General features: G+C 56.5%; 19 protein-coding genes and 1 tRNA gene. 11 read left to right on the forward strand and 9 right to left on the reverse strand.

Features of this window, described 5'->3' with window-relative positions; translation table 11 throughout:
• Positions 1 to 7: 7 nt before the first annotated feature.
• Positions 8 to 880, reverse strand: a complete 873-nt coding sequence (gene hisG / locus SCARR_RS06455; protein ID WP_136060683.1) for an ATP phosphoribosyltransferase — start codon at positions 878 to 880, stop codon at positions 8 to 10.
• A 159-nt stretch (positions 881 to 1,039) separates the two neighbouring features.
• Between hisG and SCARR_RS06460 the strand changes: the two genes are divergently transcribed.
• The 5 genes from SCARR_RS06460 (at position 1,040) to SCARR_RS06480 (ending at position 3,763) form a co-directional block, all read left to right on the forward strand.
• Positions 1,040 to 1,116 (forward strand) — tRNA-Arg (locus tag SCARR_RS06460).
• Positions 1,117 to 1,283: 167 nt separating this feature from the next.
• The gene (locus SCARR_RS06465) at positions 1,284 to 1,655 is read left to right on the forward strand and encodes a DUF4186 family protein (protein ID WP_222846199.1); all 372 of its coding nucleotides are present in this window, start codon (positions 1,284 to 1,286) and stop codon (positions 1,653 to 1,655) included.
• An 88-nt stretch (positions 1,656 to 1,743) separates the two neighbouring features.
• Positions 1,744 to 2,964, forward strand: coding sequence for a polynucleotide adenylyltransferase PcnB (gene pcnB, locus SCARR_RS06470; RefSeq protein ID WP_136060685.1), 1,221 nt, complete (start codon positions 1,744 to 1,746; stop codon positions 2,962 to 2,964).
• 53 nt (positions 2,965 to 3,017) lie between these two features.
• Positions 3,018 to 3,494, forward strand: a complete 477-nt coding sequence (locus SCARR_RS06475) for a TIGR00725 family protein (protein WP_136060686.1) — start codon at positions 3,018 to 3,020, stop codon at positions 3,492 to 3,494.
• Positions 3,491 to 3,763, forward strand: a complete 273-nt coding sequence (locus SCARR_RS06480; protein WP_136060687.1) for a DUF1294 domain-containing protein — start codon at positions 3,491 to 3,493, stop codon at positions 3,761 to 3,763. Before SCARR_RS06475 ends, SCARR_RS06480 begins: the two co-directional genes overlap by 4 nt.
• A 49-nt stretch (positions 3,764 to 3,812) precedes the next feature.
• Here the strand turns inward: SCARR_RS06480 and SCARR_RS06485 are convergent, their stop codons facing one another.
• The gene (locus SCARR_RS06485) at positions 3,813 to 5,012 is read right to left on the reverse strand and encodes a phosphoglycerate kinase (RefSeq protein ID WP_136060688.1); all 1,200 of its coding nucleotides are present in this window, start codon (positions 5,010 to 5,012) and stop codon (positions 3,813 to 3,815) included.
• Between the two features lie 263 nt (positions 5,013 to 5,275).
• Between SCARR_RS06485 and SCARR_RS06490 the strand changes: the two genes are divergently transcribed.
• The gene (locus SCARR_RS06490) at positions 5,276 to 5,692 is read left to right on the forward strand and encodes a hypothetical protein (RefSeq protein WP_136060689.1); all 417 of its coding nucleotides are present in this window, start codon (positions 5,276 to 5,278) and stop codon (positions 5,690 to 5,692) included.
• Between the two features lie 156 nt (positions 5,693 to 5,848).
• On the opposite strand, the gene SCARR_RS06495 is transcribed toward SCARR_RS06490, so the two are convergent.
• From SCARR_RS06495 to gap, 3 genes are all read right to left on the reverse strand, one after another.
• Positions 5,849 to 7,375 carry a hypothetical protein gene (locus tag SCARR_RS06495; protein WP_136060690.1) on the reverse strand — a complete coding sequence of 509 codons (1,527 nt, stop codon included), beginning with the start codon at positions 7,373 to 7,375 and terminating at the stop codon, positions 5,849 to 5,851.
• A gap of 155 nt (positions 7,376 to 7,530) precedes the next feature.
• Positions 7,531 to 8,523: a sodium:calcium symporter gene (locus SCARR_RS06500; protein ID WP_136060691.1), complete on the reverse strand. Its 993-nt coding sequence runs from the start codon at positions 8,521 to 8,523 to the stop codon at positions 7,531 to 7,533.
• Positions 8,524 to 8,671: 148 nt separating this feature from the next.
• Positions 8,672 to 9,667, reverse strand: a complete 996-nt coding sequence (gap, locus tag SCARR_RS06505; protein ID WP_136060692.1) for a type I glyceraldehyde-3-phosphate dehydrogenase — start codon at positions 9,665 to 9,667, stop codon at positions 8,672 to 8,674.
• 220 nt (positions 9,668 to 9,887) lie between these two features.
• Between gap and SCARR_RS06510 the strand changes: the two genes are divergently transcribed.
• From SCARR_RS06510 to SCARR_RS06525, 4 genes are all read left to right on the forward strand, one after another.
• Positions 9,888 to 10,406, forward strand: a complete 519-nt coding sequence (locus SCARR_RS06510) for a hypothetical protein (protein WP_136060693.1) — start codon at positions 9,888 to 9,890, stop codon at positions 10,404 to 10,406.
• A gap of 32 nt (positions 10,407 to 10,438) precedes the next feature.
• On the forward strand, positions 10,439 to 11,437 hold the full coding sequence (locus SCARR_RS06515; protein WP_168433059.1) for a 4Fe-4S dicluster domain-containing protein: 999 nt from the start codon (positions 10,439 to 10,441) through the stop codon (positions 11,435 to 11,437).
• On the forward strand, positions 11,428 to 12,375 hold the full coding sequence (locus SCARR_RS06520) for an RnfABCDGE type electron transport complex subunit D (protein WP_168433060.1): 948 nt from the start codon (positions 11,428 to 11,430) through the stop codon (positions 12,373 to 12,375). The genes SCARR_RS06515 and SCARR_RS06520 overlap by 10 nt, the downstream gene beginning before the upstream one ends.
• 73 nt (positions 12,376 to 12,448) lie before the next feature.
• Positions 12,449 to 13,174, forward strand: coding sequence for a M48 family metallopeptidase (locus SCARR_RS06525; protein WP_136060696.1), 726 nt, complete (start codon positions 12,449 to 12,451; stop codon positions 13,172 to 13,174).
• Positions 13,175 to 13,230: 56 nt separating this feature from the next.
• Here the strand turns inward: SCARR_RS06525 and tatA are convergent, their stop codons facing one another.
• From tatA to SCARR_RS06545, 4 genes are read right to left on the reverse strand one after another with little or no spacing between them, the layout of a single operon-like run.
• A complete protein-coding gene (tatA, locus tag SCARR_RS06530; protein ID WP_136060697.1) occupies positions 13,231 to 13,557 on the reverse strand; it encodes a twin-arginine translocase TatA/TatE family subunit in 327 nt (108 codons plus the stop codon).
• A gap of 9 nt (positions 13,558 to 13,566) precedes the next feature.
• Entirely contained in the window at positions 13,567 to 14,016 is a 450-nt protein-coding gene (locus SCARR_RS06535; protein WP_136060698.1) for a hypothetical protein, read from the reverse strand.
• Positions 14,016 to 15,545, reverse strand: coding sequence for a S1 family peptidase (locus SCARR_RS06540; protein ID WP_136060699.1), 1,530 nt, complete (start codon positions 15,543 to 15,545; stop codon positions 14,016 to 14,018). The genes SCARR_RS06535 and SCARR_RS06540 overlap by 1 nt, the downstream gene beginning before the upstream one ends.
• Before the next feature lie 39 nt (positions 15,546 to 15,584).
• Entirely contained in the window at positions 15,585 to 17,063 is a 1,479-nt protein-coding gene (locus SCARR_RS06545) for a hypothetical protein (protein ID WP_136060700.1), read from the reverse strand.
• A 184-nt stretch (positions 17,064 to 17,247) separates the two neighbouring features.
• Between SCARR_RS06545 and SCARR_RS06550 the strand changes: the two genes are divergently transcribed.
• On the forward strand, positions 17,248 to 18,432 hold the full coding sequence (locus SCARR_RS06550; protein ID WP_136060701.1) for an ROK family transcriptional regulator: 1,185 nt from the start codon (positions 17,248 to 17,250) through the stop codon (positions 18,430 to 18,432).
• Position 18,433: the final 1 nt, after the last annotated feature.

The following is an 18,433-nucleotide window of genomic DNA, read 5'->3' on the forward strand; positions in this document are numbered from 1 at the left end:
ACAGTAGTTACGCCACGACTTTATTCAAGCTAATTTCAATAATTCCTTCTGCGCCGTTGGCCTTCAGGTCCGGAATGATTTCGCGGACAACTGATTCATCGACCACCGTTTCGATGGCATACCAGCCCTCGTCGGTGAGCGAGTTGATGGTCGGCGAATGCAGAGCCGGCAGCAGTCCCTTGACTTTCTCAAGATTGAAAGCTTCCACGTTGAGCTTCAGAAGCACCTTGTCATCCGCGTCCAGCGCCGCTTTCAGCAACAGAGCGATCTTTTGAAGTTTCTCCTTTTTCCATTCATCCGCCCAGGCATCCTGGGAGCAGAAAAACTTGGTGTAGGATTCCATCAGCGTTTCAACGATCTTCAAGTTGTTGGCTTTGAGCGAGCTTCCTGTTTCGGTGATGTCCACGATGGCATCCACGAAATCGGGCACCTTCACTTCAGTTGCGCCCCATGAAAACTCGACTTCGGCCTTAACGCCGTTCTTTTCGAGCCAGCGTTCGACAATGCCGACACCCTCAGTGGCAATTTTCTTGCCTTCAAGATCCTTTACGGAGCTGATGGGGGAATCGTTCGGAACGGCCAGCACCCAGCGCACTGGGCGCTTGCTTTGCTTGGAATACACCATATCGCACAAATTGACCACATCGGAGCCGTTGGCCTCGATCCAGTCCAGTCCGGCAATGCCGGCGTCGAGCATGCCGTGCTCGACATAGCGGCTCATTTCCTGAGCACGCATGACGCGGATTTCAATCTCGTCGTCGTCGATCGACGGAAAATAAGAGCGCGATCCGCCCTTGATGCTGAATCCAGCTTTTTTAAACAGGGCGTAGGTCGTTTCCTGCAAGCTTCCTTTAGGCAATCCAATAACCAGTTTGTTCATAAATCCTTTTCCTTCGGTTGGTTTGGGAAAGCGCGGAATATAAAGGAACAAAGACGGCCGTCCAACACCTGATTGCAAATAATTTACATTTGCGCGCTGTTTGTTCGAATCCGCTTTACCCTCCCCCGAAAAAGCGCTACCTATTTATGCCTTTCCACGGCACCCGTGGCGCAATTGGATAGCGCATCTGACTTCGAATCAGAGGGTTGCAGGTTCGAATCCTGCCGGGTGCGCCATTTGCCTCCATAGTCGAGGGGAAGCAACATCCAGAGAACTTCGTGCAAGATCGGCTCGGCCCCCTTCTCCCTGAATAGTATTTCATGCTAGTGGAGGCTTGCGCCCAAGCCAACGATTATTTATGCTGTTGCAGTTACATCGAAATTCAAGACAAGAGGGTTTAACCGTGGTAAAACTATCAGACAAAGATTGGAACGCACTCAAGAAAAAACTGAGCGACGACGGACGCATCGACAAATTCATACTCGGCGAACCGGAACAGGAATATGTGACGTCTCGCGGAATCGATATCCTGCGCCTGCACGCCGCTGACTTCGTGAACAAACGCCTTGCCCCCGCCAACCCGAAGAACGACGGGCGCCAGACACCCACCAAGGGGCACCCCGTTTTTATTGCGCAACACGCTTGCGGATGCAACGACCGCGCCAGCCTTGAAGAATTTTTCGGCATTGAAATGGGCCGAGAGCTGACCGCAGACGAGGCCGCCCTCGTTGTGAATGTCATCCTGCGCTGGATCGAAGAGCATCTTGACAGTTAATTTCCTGTTTCTATAGATATGCAAAACCGTTCTGCTAGGGGCGGTTTTTCTTTTTTCTGCAAACCCATTGGAATACTCTGCACCGCTTATGGAACCAACCATTCTTAAAAGACCAGACCACAACGTCAGCCGCAAGAACATCAGCTCGGCCGCCATCAAAGTGCTGTACCGCCTCAAAGACGAGGGCTGCACCGCTTATATTGCCGGAGGCGGCGTCCGCGATCTGTTGCTGAACCGCAACCCCAAGGATTTCGACGTGGCTACCGACGCCACGCCCGAGCAACTCCGCAAAATGTTCAAGAACTGCCGGCTGGTAGGTCGCCGCTTCCGGCTGGCGCACATCCTTTTCCGCGGCGAAATCATCGAAACCGCGACCTTTCGCGCCCCCGTGCCCGAGGATGAAACCATCCACAGCGACAACACCTTCCGCACCGGAGAAGAAGGCATGGTCATGCGCGACAACGTCTTCGGCACGCCGGAAGAGGACGCGCTGCGCCGGGATTTCACGGTCAACGCCCTCTTCTACAACATTGCCGATTTTTCCATCATCGACTATGCCGGCGGGCTCGATGATCTGAAGAAAAAGATCATCCGCGTCATCGGCGACCCCGACACGCGGTTTGCCGAAGACCCCGTACGCATGATCCGCGCGGCGCGTTTTGCCGGCACCCTCGGCTTTGAGATCGAAAAAGAAGCCTACGACTCCATCTGCCGCAACAAAGACAAGCTTGCCTCCGCCGCCTCCTCGCGCATGTACGAGGAAGTGCAGAAGCTCTTTTTCTGCGGACATGCCAAAGCGGTTTTCCAATGGCTGGAAAGAACCGGCCTGCTGCACCCGATGTTCCACGACTTTTCGCACTGGCTCGACGAGGACAAGGCTCGCCAAGGCTGGGTCATTCAAACGCTGGAGCAAATGGACCGCTGGCGGAAGGCGAACCTGCGCGTTCATCCGGGCGTCCTCTTTGCCTTGCCGTTCGGCGAATACCACGAATTCCTCATCCAGCAGCTGATCGACAAGGGCTCCTCGCCGCACGACGCCACACGCAACGCCGTTCAGGGCCATTTGCGCGGCATGTGCGAGAATGTCCGCGTGCCCAAGCAGGTAATTTATCAAGTCTGTGATATCATGGCCAACCAGTCGCGGTTCCAGAAAACCCAAGGCAAACGGCCGCAACGCTTCATGCAAACCAAAGGGTTTCTCGACGCCTTCCTCTACTTTAAGTTTTCCGCCAAGGTCCACAACCGCAATCAGGAACTGCTTGAGTTCTGGACCAACCTCCGCCAGCAAAAAGTCAAAAAAGCGGAGTAGCCGCAACCGACCCAACGCTTGAAACCCGCAGACCAACCCCCTAAGCTCTCCACATGAAAACGCACATTGGAGTTTTGGGGCCGAATACCACAACGGGCGAACAGTATCAGCTGGGATGCGAAGTCGGCCGCTGCATTGCCGAAGCGAACGCCATCCTCTTTTGCGGCGGACTCGGCGGCATGATGCGCGCCGCCGCCGAAGGCGCAAAATCAGCCGGAGGCCAAACCGTCGGCATCCTGCCCGGCACCGATAAAACCGCCGCCAACGAATTCATCGACATCGCCATCCCCACCGACCTCGGCGCCTACCGAAACGCCCTGCTCGTCCGCTCGTGCGATGTCGTCATCGCCGTCCACGGCGCCTACGGGACCCTCTCCGAACTCGCATTCGCCCTGCGCCTGAAGGTTCCAATCGTCGGACTCCACACTTGGGAGGTGCATCGCGACGGCAAGGCCGACCCCGGCATCCACCTTGCGCACACAGCGAAAGAAGCCGTTGCGCTGGCCATCAAACTAGCAGGTAAAAAATGAACCCGATCGTCTACATTGTATTAGCCGTCAACCTCATCGGATTCATTCAAATGGGCATCGACAAGCGGCTGGCCGTTAAGGGCAAGCAACGCATCCCCGAAGCCCAGCTGATTGCCCCTGCTTTTCTAGGAGGCATCATCGGCATCGTCGCCGGCATGCTCGCCTTCCGCCACAAAACGGCCAAACGAAGCTTCCAGCTCAAACTGGCATCCGTCGTTCTCGTCTTTGCAGGCATGGCCTGCTACCTCTTCATCCGCGCGCGATCATAAAAAAAGCCCGGCACAGGCCGGGCTTTTTCACGCATTACGCGTCACGCCTCTACTTGTCGGTCAGGGCAACGATGCCGGGGAGCTGCTTGCCTTCCATGAATTCGAGGGAAGCGCCGCCGCCGGTGGAAACGTGGCTCATCTGATCCGCAACGCCGGACAGGTTGACCGCCGCAACGCTGTCGCCGCCGCCGATGATGCTGATGCTGTCGGACTTGGCGACCGCTTCGCAGACGGAGAAGGTTCCAGCCGCAAACGGCTTCATTTCGAAGCAGCCCATCGGGCCGTTCCAAACGACGGTCTTGGCGGAAGCCACTTCGTTGCAGTAGAGTTCGATGGTCTTCGGACCAATGTCCAGCGCCATCCAGCCATCTTCGATGCTGTCGCCCACAACCTTGGTGTTCGCGTCGGCCGAGAAGGCGTCAGCCACCATGTTGTCGACCGGCAGCATAAGCTTGACACCCTTGGCCTCGGCTTGCTGGAGAATTTGACCGGCGAGCTCGACTTTATCGTCCTCGACCAACGATCCGCCAATGGCTTTGCCTTGCGCTTTGTAGAAGGTGTAGGCCATGCCGCCGCCGATCAGAATGGCGTCGCATTTGTCCAAAAAGTTGGTGACCACGTCGATCTTGCCGGAGATCTTCGCGCCGCCGATGATGGCAACAAACGGCTTGACCGGCGCTTCGAGCGCCTTGCCGAGATATTCGATTTCCTTGGAAAGCAGGAAGCCGGCGGCGCATTGGTCGATGTATTTGGTAACGACGGCCATCGAGGCGTGCGCGCGGTGCGCAGTGCCGAAGGCGTCGGAAACATAGACATCGCCGAAGGAAGCGAGTTCTTTTGCGAAGGCGTCCTGCTCTTCAGCCGTGCAGCCTTTGCCTTCTTCTTCCTTGTAGAAGCGTACGTTTTCGAGCACGAGAATTTCGCCGGCGGGCAGCGCTTCAACCAGCGCTTTGACTTCCGGCCCGATTACGTCGGGAGCAAGGGTAACCTTGGCGGAGACCAGCTCGGCCAGGCGGTCGGCCGCCGGCTTGAGGGTGAACTCCATGTTCTTTTCGCCCTTCGGGCGGCCACAGTGGCTCATCAACACGAGCGAACCGCCGTTTTCGAGCACATAGTTGATGGACGGAAGCGCCGCGGTAATGCGGGTGTCATCGCCCACAACGCCGTCTTTTACCGGCACATTGAAGTCAACGCGCATCAGCACGCGCTTGCCCTGGACATCGAGATCTTTGATCGTCAGCTTATTCATAATAATTCCCTTTATGGTTAAACGTTCGTAAAAATAAGCCGTTGACTATAAGCATATCCAAAAGCGAGTCAAACGAAAGGAGCAGCATTGCAAAGGTTGGGGTAAAGGTTTGGAGTGCGGTGGGAAGCGGAGCGCCACACCGCTCTTTTCGTCAGAAAAGCGGTGTCGCCCGTTGGTTGCCGCCGCACTCCAGAACTTTGTTTTATTGCCCCTTCCCCTAAATTCTATATTCTGAACCGCAAACAACTTCCGAGGATTTTAAAATGAACCAAGCCGCCGCCGCAGACCGTATTGAAACCGCACTCATCAGCCTAGAAAACGCCATCGGCGAACCCGTGTTCGACGAATGGGCGCTGGTGGAGAAGAACGAAGGGGGCTGGAAGCTGGTCGAATACGGCGGTTCCCGAAAAGACGACTTCCTCGCCGACTTTAACGACGACATCGCGGCGCTGCGCGGCACGCTCGACCCCGCCAATACGGGCATTGGCGACTTTGCCTTTTCGCACGAGGGGCACGGAACCGGCTTCGACGCCCATATGTGCGTTGGCGAGAACCTCTTTGTGCTGTTTAACAACACGGCCAAGAGCACCGGCGAAATCACCAGCAACCCAAAGTGGACCAGCGCCCAGATTCATTTCACCGAACTGCTCGAAGCGTTTATTGCCGATCCGATTTCTTAGCAAGAGAACCGAGGGGACGGGCACGCACCCGCATCCCGTTCGACGGGGCAGGCGGGACGCCTGCGATACGGAAAATGTACCGCAGGCGTCCCGCCTGCTTCACGCAAAGCAAGTCGCCCCCATACTCCCGGCTTCTTGCTTCAACGTCTGTGCAGTTCAGTTTTTCTCCGTTACGACCACGCTTTTTCGAACCGTCGCATTAGGCGAGATTCGCGGCTTCTTCCCGCTGGCGGTTTTTAGCCCGCGAACCGTTATGGTTTTGGTCAGTTGATACGGGAACGGGCGCGCGGCATTGCTCTTGCCGCCCGGATCATGATTGGCAAAGAAATACATGCCTTCATAATCTTTCGGGACATTCGTGTCCTCGACCGTCAGATTATCAATGGTGATATGGCGCGGCATGGAACAGGGATAGCCGAAATCGTGCGTTCCATCATTGCTCGCGCCGATCATATACGGAACAACCACCGCTCCCCGCGCGGGGATCCACCGGCAGTTCCGGATAACCAGATCCCCTTCCCAAGTGCTGCCGTAGTCGCTCCGGAAATTCACCAAATTCCAGCCGTACAGCGTTGAATCTTCCACCGTCAGCAAGCCGCGCCCAATCGCGTTAAGCCCCATGTGCCCCAGCGTACAGCCACGAATGGTGTAGGAACCGGAGACGCCCTGATGTGCGTCCATGCGCGACAGTTCGCAATCTTCGAGTAGGATGTTTTTACAGAAATTCGATCCGATCACACCCCATTTTGATCGATCGAGGATATGATCCATCCGGCATCGGATCATGCGGAGATTCACGACGTTGTTCATGCTGTAGTCATACGAACCCATGCTGACCGGCTTTCCCGCAGAACCAATGGTTGTGTATCTTTTATGCCCCGTGGCGAAGCAATCGCGCAGGGTTATTTCCGCACAGTCCCGCACATTGATGAAACCGGAATACGGATGCCCGATATCGGTCTCGCCCTCTACATAGTGCGTCAGGTTCTCGACAACGGTATTGGAACGTTTGACAACAATGTTGCGCGACCAATAATTATACCCCTTCTTCTGCTTCGTGCGGTTGGCGATCGTTGTGAATACGCCGCCGCGCAATGTTAACGTGTTTTCGTCGATCGGGCGGGCAATGATCCACGTGACCTCTTCGTAATCCCAATCGATGGGCGATTCAATCGAACCATCCTTGCGCAGAATAAAGCAGTCGTGCAAGGGGCTTCCGCTGTTCTGATTGAGGCCGCGCCGGATGAAGATCCGCTTGTTTTTATTCTCCACGGTCACGAAGCAATCGCGTTCCGGCCGCGCGTTCACCCGCTTCTGATCGCGCGTAAGCCGGTCGATTTCCAACGTCTCCGGCTTCAGCAGGGAGCGAACTTCGAAGAGCGGTTTTTTATGATTCTCCACATCGGTGTCATCAATTGTGAAGCGCGAGGTGCTCCAGTCGGTGTCGGTCGCAATAATCACGGTCAATGCCCGGCGCCCGAGGTGATAGGTCGCATCGGGATTCGAGCGAACCAACAAGCCATGCTCATTGGCGTGGATGTGGGCGGCACGGATTGCAGGCAGGTCATCGGCGACGCCATCCCCCACCGCCCCGAACGCCTCATAGGCAACGACCTCACGGGGCGTGGCTTCCGCAGTGCACATACAAATCAACAGAATTAAGACTCGTAGTATTGTTTTCATATCGACCCTGACTTTGATTGCGGGAAAATCCAAACGCCAGCCCGAAGTTCGAGATTCGAAAACGGCAAAGAGGTTCGTAGTTCCGCCTTTCTTGTCCGCCGTAGCCTTGGCGTAGGTGGAAGGCGGCCAGTCCGCAGAGCCGCCTGAAGGCGGAACTACAAACCTCTTCCCATTCCCACCCAGAGGAAATAGCCGAACGCGACAATGAACACCGCGCCAAACAGGCGGGGAAGCCGGCCGAGCACGGCCACGAACAACAGGTGGGCGGCGCTCAAGCCCATAAGAATCAGCAGCGACTGCTGCAGGAACGCCCCGGTTGGGATGGCGCGGAAGGCGGCGAACAGCCCGATGCAGAGCGGAATGCAGATATGGGCGTCGCCGGATTGCGAGGTGTATACCACGTCCATGCGGTTTTTTGCCCCATAGTAAAAGGCCAGCAACGCATTCGGCAGCACCATCAGCACCCCGCTCGCCCAACCCAGCATACGTGGAGGAATCGCATCGCTTTCCAAGGTTTGGAACCACTGCACCAGCCAGTCCGTGCTGATGAAAACGGCGAAAGCCCCCACCAAGAGCAAAGCCACGTCAATGACCAGCGTTTTGGGATAGCTCGTCTTTTTGAGCAGGTTGGTCTTTTTGACGTCGTAGATGTGGAAACATTGCCAAAACACAAACAAGGCGATCAGCACAAATCCGTCCATGCGCGACAGCTCGCCATCGGCCGCCAAGAGCCAGACGAAGAGGGAAAAGAACAACGCGGCCACCAAATTGAGCGCCAGCGACAGCCGACCGACCTTATGCTCGCGCATCGCCGCCTGGCTTTTGCGCCGCGGAATGCTCGCCATGCTCCAGATGAGTACCGGCAGGCCGATCAGCAGCGTCAAGTTGGTCACGTTGTTGAACAGGCAGTTGACGAGCACGTCGTCGCCGTCTCCCTTGTTCCTGGCCAGCACCACCGCAAAGACAATGTTGCCCATACCCGAACAGAACGGCATGAAGATGGTTCCGAGCACCGTTCCTTCCACCCCCTGCCCCGACAACACCTCCAAGCGCCAAACCACCAGCAGGCTCGCCAGCAGGAACAAGGCAATGCAGGCATACGGCGCAAACGCGCCGAGGGATGAGATGATTTCGTGAACAAGTTCCATACAATTGAAGTTAACACTAAGACACGAAGAGCACCAAGTTTGATTAAAAGGTACCTGCCTCCCTTAGAGCCCTTCGTTCCTTAGTGTTTAATGAATAAAAAAAGCGCCCCGGAAGGGACGCTTTTTTGAATCGAAGTTAATCGAGGGCTTAGCCAACGATAACGTTGATCAGGTCGAGAACCTTGCAGGAGTAACCCCACTCGTTGTCGTACCAGGAAACAACTTTGACGAAAGTTCCGTCAAGCTGGATGCCGGCTTTCGCGTCAAATACAGAAGTGCATTCTTCGTTGCGGAAGTCAGTGGAAACAACCATTTCCTCAGTGTAGCCGAGGATGCCCTTCATAGAACCTTCAGAAGCTTCTTTCAATGCTGCGCAGATGTCTTCGTAGGAAGCTTCGTTCTTGAGGCAGACGGTCAGGTCGACGACGGAAACGTCGGAGGTCGGAATGCGGAAGGCCATGCCGGTCAGCTTGCCGTTGAGTTCCGGGATAACCTTGCCTACTGCTTTAGCCGCACCGGTGGAAGACGGGATGATGTTTTCCAAGATGCCGCGTCCGCCGCGCCAGTCTTTCATGGACGGGCCGTCAACGGTTTTCTGAGTTGCAGTGGCGGCGTGGATCGTGGTCATCAGACCTTTATCGATGCCGAACTTGTCGTTCAGGACCTTGGCCACCGGCGCCAGGCAGTTGGTGGTGCAGGACGCATTGGAAACGATGTCCTGTCCAGCGTAGGAATCGGTGTTTACACCGCATACGAACATTGGGGTAGCATCCTTGGAAGGAGCGGAAAGAACCACTTTCTTAGCGCCGGCAGCGATGTGCTTGCGTGCGGTTTCGTCGGTCAGGAAGAAACCTGTGGACTCGACAACGACTTCAGCACCGACGTCGCCCCACTTGAGGTTGGCCGGATCACGCTCAGCGGTGATGCGGATTTCAGAACCGTTTACAACAAGGGAACCGTCTTTTACTTCAACAGTGCCTGCGAAACGACCGTGTACAGAGTCGTACTTGAGCATGTATGCGAGGTAGTCAACGTCCAGCAGGTCGTTGATGCCTACGATTTCGATGTCTTCGCGGGTTGCTGCTGCGCGGAAAACCATACGTCCGATACGGCCGAAACCGTTAATACCAACTTTAGTAGCCATGTTTAGCACCTTTCCTTTTAGGTTTAGAAACTGCCGTTTCTGTTAAAAATGAGCCGGAACACTACCCAACCGCATTTATGCCGTCAACCACCATGCACGGCTTTTTTCCATAAAACCATGCCAATAAAATACCTCCTTGAATTTGCGCTAAACCGCTATTCGCTTGCGTTCCTTCGTCCGAAACCCGTATCTTGCGCCGTTCTGTTCAATGTGGAGTTCAATGATGCTATTTAGGGTATTAAGCATAGGCTTAATCACGGCATGGGTCTCAACCGCCCAAGCCGATCCGATTCAAACCGCAGTCGATCAAGCCATGGCCGGCCTTGAAGTCGCATCTTCGGACGCCCCCTACTCCCGAACCATCAAACGCATGTATATTGGCTGGGACGCCAACGGCGAGGCCAAAGTCGGCGTCGTATACCGGACAATCGAATCCTACAAGCCCATCACCGGCGTTGTGATCGTCCACAAAACCCCCGAAGGCTTTGTTCTGCATGAAGCCCTATTCCCAGACATTTCCAAAATCAAAAACGCCAAAGACCGGAACATGGTGCTCACCGTGCTTAAATCATTTCAGGATGTCCCCTTCGATCCTCATGCCGAAAAATCGGCCGTCGACGGCCTCACCGGAGCCACGCGCTACGGCATCAAGACCTCGGGCTATCTCAACTACATGGCCCGCCGCATCGCCCTCGAAATGGAAACGCTGCCCGCTTGGACGAAGCCGAAGAAAAAATAGCCCGCATGCTCTCGTCCAATAAAATACGCAGTATGCAATACGCAATACGGCCGATGGAAACGCCCTACCCTGAACCGGAGCGCATTTTCCCGGGGATCGACGAAATCAGCCCAGAAACCTTTCCCGCCTTCCTCGATGAAATTGGCCTTGTCGGAATGGGCGGCAGCGGTTTTCCGGCCGCGGAAAAAATCCGGTCCGGCATCGGCGCCCATACGCTGGTCATCAACGGCGTTGAATGCGAACCCGGCATCACCATCGACCAATCCGTGCTGTTGCATGAATCGCTGTGGGTGGCCGCCGGCGCCAACGCCAGCGCCAAGGCGATCGGTGCGAAGCGCATAATTTTGGCCGTCAAGAAGGACGATGCCTTCATCGCCGAACTTCAGAAACACTACGGCGAGTTCGATATCATTTCCTTCCCCGACCGCTATCCGGCCGGGGCGGAAAAACTGATCCTCACCCAGCTGATCGGAAAAACGCCGCCGCCCGGCGTGCGCCCCTACCAAATGGGCCACCTCGTCCAAAACGTCGCGTCCCTCCGCGCCATCGGCCGGGCCATCATCGACGGCATCCCCGTGGTCGAACGCCCGCTGACGCTCTCCATGCCCTCGACCGGATTTTACAAAAACATTATCGCACCCGTCGGCCTTTCGATTCGTGAAGTGCTCGAAACCGTTGACCTCCCGTTCGATCTCCAAACCCAGTTCATCGTCGATTCCGGTTTAATGATGGGCAGCGAGGTGGGTCTCGACGACTGCATTGAAAAAACAACGCTGTCGTTGATCATACTTGAACGCAAAAAAGCAGAGCGGAAAGAGCGCCCCTGCATCCGGTGCGGCGCGTGCAACAACGCCTGCCCGCTTGGCCTGCATCCCTTCACGCTCGTCGACAGGATTCAGAAAGGCAAAACCAAGTCAGCGGCATTTAAGATGCAAATGACGGAATGCTTCCTCTGCGGCGTCTGCTCCGCCGTCTGCCCCTCCGACATTCCGCTCGTCCAATCTCTGGCGGAGGGCAAAAGATGCCTCTGATGAGTCCATTCCTCCGAACCGGCGTGCGCAGCACCAACATGGCCGCATGGGTGCTGGCTGCATTGGCGGTTCCCGCCACCCTCTATAGCATTCTCTACCGCTCACCCTTCATTTTCCAGCTGATCGGCTACACCATGCTCGGCATGATCGCCGAAACGCTTTTCACGCTCGTCGCAAAGCGGAAGCTGCGTCTCGCCTGCACCGGCTCCGGACTCTCGGCCGCATTGATTGCCGCCAGCGTGCCGCCCAGCATGCCGTTCCTGCCCATGCTGTTTGCCATCCTGATTGCGGTTTGGGTTGCAAAGCTTCCAATGTCTGGGTTGCCGCTTCGCTTCAACGCCGCCATGGCCGGTCGGCTCTTCCTGATGCTGGTCTATCCAAGCCACGTGGTCAATTGGGGCACGCCGACGGCCGACGTGATCTCCTGCGCAACACCCCAAGAGCTCTATTGCTGGGAAAGATTCCCGCTCGAATGGCCCCAGCTCCTGTTCGGCAGAATAAGAGGCATTTGGGAAGACCTGTTTCTACTCGTGCCCGGCAGCCCCGGCGAAACCTTCCCGCTTATCATCCTGTTGCTCGGCATACTGCTATGCTGGAAAGGCATTTCCAGCTGGCGCACACCGGTGGCCTTCCTGCTTTCCTTTTCCATCACCACGGCGCTGTGCGGCAACTCGCCGCTGTTCAACCTCTTTTCCGCCGCCACCCTCTTTAGCGCCGTCTTCATCGTCTCCGATCCCGTTTCAACCCCAATGAGCAAAAGCGGAAAGCTCGCCTGCGGCGTCATCATCGGCGTCAGCAACGCGTTGATCCGCAACTTCACCTTCTACACCGAAGCCATCGTCTACACCGTTCTGCTCGGCAACCTACTCTCCCCCCTGCTAGACCGCATCGCCTTTTCGACGCTAGGACGACGTCTTCAGAAGAGACAGGATGATTGAATGACAGGATCATCACATTTCAACGGAATAAATAATCCTGTCATTAAGTGATCCTGTCCTCTAAAAACCTCCAATGCAACAAGACTCTACCAACCGAAGCCTGGCCTACATGCTGGGGCGCAAAAGCGCGCCGATTTTTTTCAAGGCCAACTGGATCATGCAGTCGCTGGCAGGAACGGAGACGGAAAAGATCGAAGCGGAATTTCAGATGGGCTATCTGCTGGCGCAGGTTTATGAAGAGAAAGTGTCCGTCTTCGAAAACAATCGCCTAGCGGAAATTGCCGAAAAACTGCTCTCCAAACTGCGGAACAAAGAGCGGCAATACCGCTTCAGACTCGACCGGTCAGGCGAGCTCAACGCGCTGGCCATTCCCGGCGGCTTCATCTATATGTCCGAAAATCTGTTTGACCAGTGCGGCGAGGATGTCGATGCCGTTGCATTTGTTCTGGCACACGAGATCGCCCATGGAATCCACGGCGATGCCAACAAGCGTTTTTTGACCAAGACGGCGATCAACGGGTTGCTGCGTCTGCGTACACGCGGCGTAAGTCCGCCGGTGCAGCAGCTGCTCGCCCGCCTGGTGCAGCAGGGCTATTCGCGGGAGCAGGAATTCCGCGCAGACCGCTTTGCCGTTGCGCTAACCCAGGCGGCGGGTTTTGACCCGAGCGGCGGTTGCCGGCTGTTTTCCATGCTCGCCGAGCACTCCAACGAACCAGGTTTCACGGGCGCCTATTTTTCCTCGCACCCGGCCTTGGCCGACCGCACCGACCGGATTCATCGTCGGATGCAGGAACAATAGCTTAATTTTTTACAGAAGGTCGCTAAACGCGCAAAGACAGGCTGCAAAAAACGCACTTACTGTTTAATTTCAGCTTCGCTCACTTTGCGCTCTTCTGTTGATTCCTCTTCGCCAGCAGGGTCGGATTCAGGAGCAGGGTCGGCGGCAGGTTTGGGTTCGGCCACCGGCTCGGGCTGGGCCGCCTGTTTCTGAAAATCATCCTGCGCGCCGCGGATTTCGCGCTCGAGGTCTTCCTTGCCTTTCTTGAATTCGCCGAGGCTGCGACCGAGCGAGCGCGAAAGTTCCGGCAGTTTTTTCGATCCAAAAAGAAGCAGGATCACAAACAAAACAATCAGAATTTCCGTACCGCCCTGCATGCCTGGGATAAAAGCTATTTCATTCATTTCAAACTCCTAGTTGCCGGCCAGTGGCGCGGGGGTGTAGAGGATAAACACATGGGTCGGTCCCGTGCCTTGCACGCCCCGAATCTCCACGCTTTCCAAATTTTTCGAGGCCATCAGACGGAAGGACTGCTTGCCGATCTCGGCCTTGTCGGTGGTCCATTCCATGGTGGCCAGCATGTCGTTGTAGCTCCCACGCACCGTGCTGAGCGGGAACGGCGCCTGCAAATGCCCTCCCACCAAGGTGGTTTCGGGAATGCGTCCGTGCTGGCTGAGTTCATAGTCCTCCAGCAGGAGGTAGTCAGGGAAGAGCAGCACTTCCGGGCGAATGCCGGCTTCAAGGTAGGCGAGCGACTTCGAGTCGTCCACCACCGGGCCGTCGGGTTCGGTTGAATACGTCGTGCAACCGGCAAACAACAGAAGAGCCAGACCGATCGCTGCATGGTTCAAGCAGCAGCGCATTAGAGCCGCTCCTTGATCCGCTCATAGGGGTTTTCGCTCGACTCCAGCAACCGTATCAGCTCCCCGGCCATTTCGACGAGGGGTTCCGCGGCATCCGCCATGTAGCGGGTCATCCAATCGTAATCCGCGATGCCGTCCTGCATGCGTCTCATCCGGGAAAGCATCGAAGTCCGAATGTAGTTGTCCAGCGTCTCGACTTTGCTGGTTGATTTTTTCCCGTAGTCGCGCTTGATTTCCGCCAGCTCCTGCTTGGACAAATCCATGTCGCCCACAGCGGCGGTAAATTCCTCATGGTTGCGCTTAAACAAAGAAACCAACATGGAAAGCTGCTGCTCGGTTTCCGTATAGTGGAATTCATAGGGTCGCCGCACCCGGTTGCTGCGTGTCGAATAGGCCGCCAGGAGCTGTCGCGCCTGCACTTCATAATCTTCGTTGGCATTCCAATATTCGATGAGAATATGCGTCGCTTCAAGAAAGTGCTTTGCGTCGACCAGTCGATAGGTTTGGTTCAAGAAGTTGCGCAAGTCCGCCTTTTTCCAACCATCATCCGGAATGCGCACGCCATAGCGCCGCGCCTTGTCGAAGCGGGTGCCCTTGTAGATCTGCTTGCGCTGGTCGTCATCATTGAATTCCAGCTCAAAGGTAATGTAGGTGGCCACCGCCAGCACGCTGCCGCTCGAGTCAAGCACCGGACTGCCGCTGTTGCCGGATACAATATCGGCATCCACCTCAATATCAGCCGGGCCGACGCCCAGCACCTTGCCCTTGAGCTCGGTTGCCACATTGCCGCCCGCGCTGTTGCCGTACACCACGATGTCTTGGTTGATTGCTGGATTCCCGGAGGCCAGCGAGAGCACTTTGACCCGCGCAGCGTCCTCGGAAGAAAGCTCTAGCCGGACGAGGTCGCGATCCTCACAGAACTCGAATGAAACCGGCTCGAGCAAATCGCCGCCCATGGTGTTCAGGCGGATTTTTGCGGCGCCCATGAAATTGTGCTGGTTGCTCACGAGATAGGCCTTGCCGCCAATGTTGAGCACAAAGCCGGAACCGCGCCCAACGCCCGTATCGATAAACACCAAGGCCTGGTCGACATCCGAAAAAGAGACCACCGCCTCCTTCTCTTTGCTGCGGGAAGCCGGCGCGGCGACCGGTTCCGCCTTCACGGGTTCCGGCGCAGGAGCCACGGAACCGTCCGATGCTTTGAATACGGCGCTGCCGGTTACATACTCCACCCTTCCGCCAGCCAATGCAGCCACGGCTTCGATCGCGTCGAGCAGGTTGAGGTTTTCCATGTTCACACTGATGCGCAGATCTTCAAATCCGGGAAGCTGACAGTCCACCTTAAATGCCGCCAACGCAGGCTCGCCGCTGCGACGGGCGGTCTTTTCCATCTTCTGGAAAACATATTTTGCGGGGATGCGAACAAACTCTTCATCCGGCGCCGCCACCCGTGCCAGCGAATCAGCCGGCTCGCCGCCCCAAGTGCAGGAAGCCGCCGTGCACATTAAAATCATCAATCTAATCTTCATTCGTTCTCCATAAAAAAAGCACTGCCGCAACGGCGGCAATCAGAGCGAGTCGAGCAGCTTCTTTTCGTCGCGGATCATATATTTCTTAACATCGTCTACCGCGACCACCTCGCCGTCGAAAACCTTCAATACCGACTTGAATTTGCCCAAAGTAGACGCACTGTTGTTGGATATGACAATCACGTTTACCGTGGGATATTTTTTCTTGTCCGGCCCATAGATTTGTTTGGCTGCTTCCCGCAATGAATCCCTCAGGTCATCCGGAGAGTCCTCGCGGGAGACCACATAGTTCGAGGTAATGACAAAAATGGCATCAGCCCGTTGCTCCATGGCAAAGCACAGCGCCTCCGCCCAATGCATGAAGCCTCGGGATTTGCCTGTATAACATGCGGCAACCGACTTGCTCGGTTTATAGTCGTACAACCATTTTGGCCCGCCGGAAGGGACGGTCGCTTTCAGCCGCTTCGGCCATGGAAGATTGCTCAGTTTCATATTGAGTGCCTGCAGTCCAGTGCCGTAAATATCGTTCGATTTGAGCGGGTTGACCGGCGCCAGCCACTCCGCAAACAGAGCCTTGTGCCGCTCCGTTGCCGGCTGCATTTCAGCATCGAACGGTGAGGTATTCGCAGCCCAGAACAACGATGCATTAAACTGCGAGCCCTCGGACAAGCCACCCACCACGTCGAGCAACCGGTTCCGGATCACATGAAACTTCATCCGCCCAAACCCAGGCTGATCGCGGTCCGCCACCATAGCCGGGCCGGCCATCAGCAGGAACACCGGGCGGGTGCAGGTTTGTTTGATTCCGAAAAGTTTGATGATGGAATCGGTCGAAGCCTGCGGCTTCACCACCGGCGGCTTCTTTTCCATCACGCGCATTTTCGGTGCGGGCTTTGGTCCGAAGGTTCCAGAAGCGACCACCGCCGAAAGCGTACGGATCCGGTCCCGCTCGGCCTTCACCGCCAAAGCGCCAACGACATTGCCCGACATCACCAGCTCGTCATAGATTTTACGAAGCGCGCCGTCGTACAACTTGGTCAAATGGGAAACGGCATTGGCATTCCTCGCCTCCGCCATGCGTTGCTCATAGCCCTGGCGGTATTTGCCGTAATATTCGCTGCCGTCCACCGCGACACGTTCCGGCGCTTTGACCGGCTCGGGTTCACGAACCACCACCGCCGCCGGATTCTTAAGCACCGCTCCGCCGTCTATATATTCCACGCCGGCGCCAACCGCTTCCGCCGCCGCGTCGATCGCCTGCAGGAGGTTCATCCCCTCCATATTGAAACTCGCCCGCTGGCTTTCAACCCCCTCCAGTTGGCATTCAACCGAAAAGGAAGCCAGCGCAGGAAGCCCGCTTTGCCGGGCATAGTTTTCCAACTTGTGCAGAATGTATGACGCCGGAATCCGGACAAACTCCTCACTCGGAACAGCCACTTGGCGCAACGAATCCATCGGCTCGGCGCCAAAGACGCAGACCGACAACAGCAACGCATATATGAGAAAAAGTTTTTTCATCCATCCCTTCGGGGAAAACATCCAGCAATAACGATGGTAAAATATAGATTATCGAGGCCTGCGAAACAAGAGCAACCCGCGGATTGATAACCGCGCCGGTTTAACAATTTCTAAGAAAAACGGCATCCGGCCTTTTATCGCGCGGTTGATTTGTTCACAATAGATACAAATCTGGAGATACTGCATGCAACGCTTTACCGATAAGAAGGCCGATCAGGTCACCGTCCGTCGCCTCAACATGGCAGCCATCCTGAAACTGCTGCGCGAACGCGGCACGCTGGCGCGCGCCGATCTGGCCAAAGAGCTGGGCATGACGCGCAACACCGCCTCGAACATTGTCACCGATCTGCTGACTGCCGGCCTCGTGGTGGAAACCGAGTTCCGGCGCGTCGGCGCGGGCCGCCCGGGCCTGCTGCTTGAGCTCGCCCACAACGGCGGTTTTGCCATCGGCGCGGAAATCGACATCAGCCGAATCATTGTCGTGGCGGTCGATTTTAAAGGCAAGACCCTCTGGCGGGAGTCCGCGCAGATCAATCCCAAGCAGGCGCAGACCGAAATCATCGCCACCGCTGAAAAGCTGGTGCGCGACGCCCTCGACTGGGGCAACGGCGAAAACCTCAAGCCGCTCGGCATCGGGGTCGGCCTTGCCGGGCTCGTCGACGCCGAAGGCGGCACGCTGGTCTACGCCCCCACCCTCGGATGGAAAAACCTGCCGCTCAAGCAAATGTGGGAAAAGCAGTTTTCCGTCCCCGTCTATCTCAGCAACGAAGCCAACACCGCGGCGCTGGGCTACTATAACTATGCCGACCGCTCCAAGGCCCAGAATCTGGCCTACCTCAGCATTGGCGTCGGCATGGCCGCCGGGCTCATGCTCGAAGGCCACCTCTTCGGCGGCACAGGCGGCTTTGCCGGTCAAGCGGGGCACATGAAAATCCGCCCCGACGGCGAACCGTGCAGCTGCGGCGACCACGGTTGCTGGATCACGGAAGTCGGCCTGACCGCCCTCTCCCGCAAAACGGGAGGCCAACCGGTCAAGCCCGACGAAACCGCGCAGGCCCTGCGCGACGGCGACGCGCAACTCACCGCCGTGGTGGCTGAAATGGCCGAAATGCTCGGCATCGGCATTGTTAATTTCATTAACCTGTTCAACTTCGATACCGTTATTTTGGGTGGCGCCATGCGTCCGATTCTCCCGTTCATGCTTGAAAAAGCCCGGTCCGTCGTCGATCAGCGCGCACTGAAGCACCCGCGCGCCAACGTGCGCATCAAAGTTTCCGGGCGCGACGACGACAGCGTCTTCGGCGCCGCCTGCCTGGTGCTTGACTCCATCATGAACGATCCCATTCCACTTGTGAGATCAATGATTTAAC

Source organism: Pontiella sulfatireligans, from assembly GCF_900890705.1.
GTDB classification, from domain to species: domain Bacteria; phylum Verrucomicrobiota; class Kiritimatiellia; order Kiritimatiellales; family Pontiellaceae; genus Pontiella; species Pontiella sulfatireligans.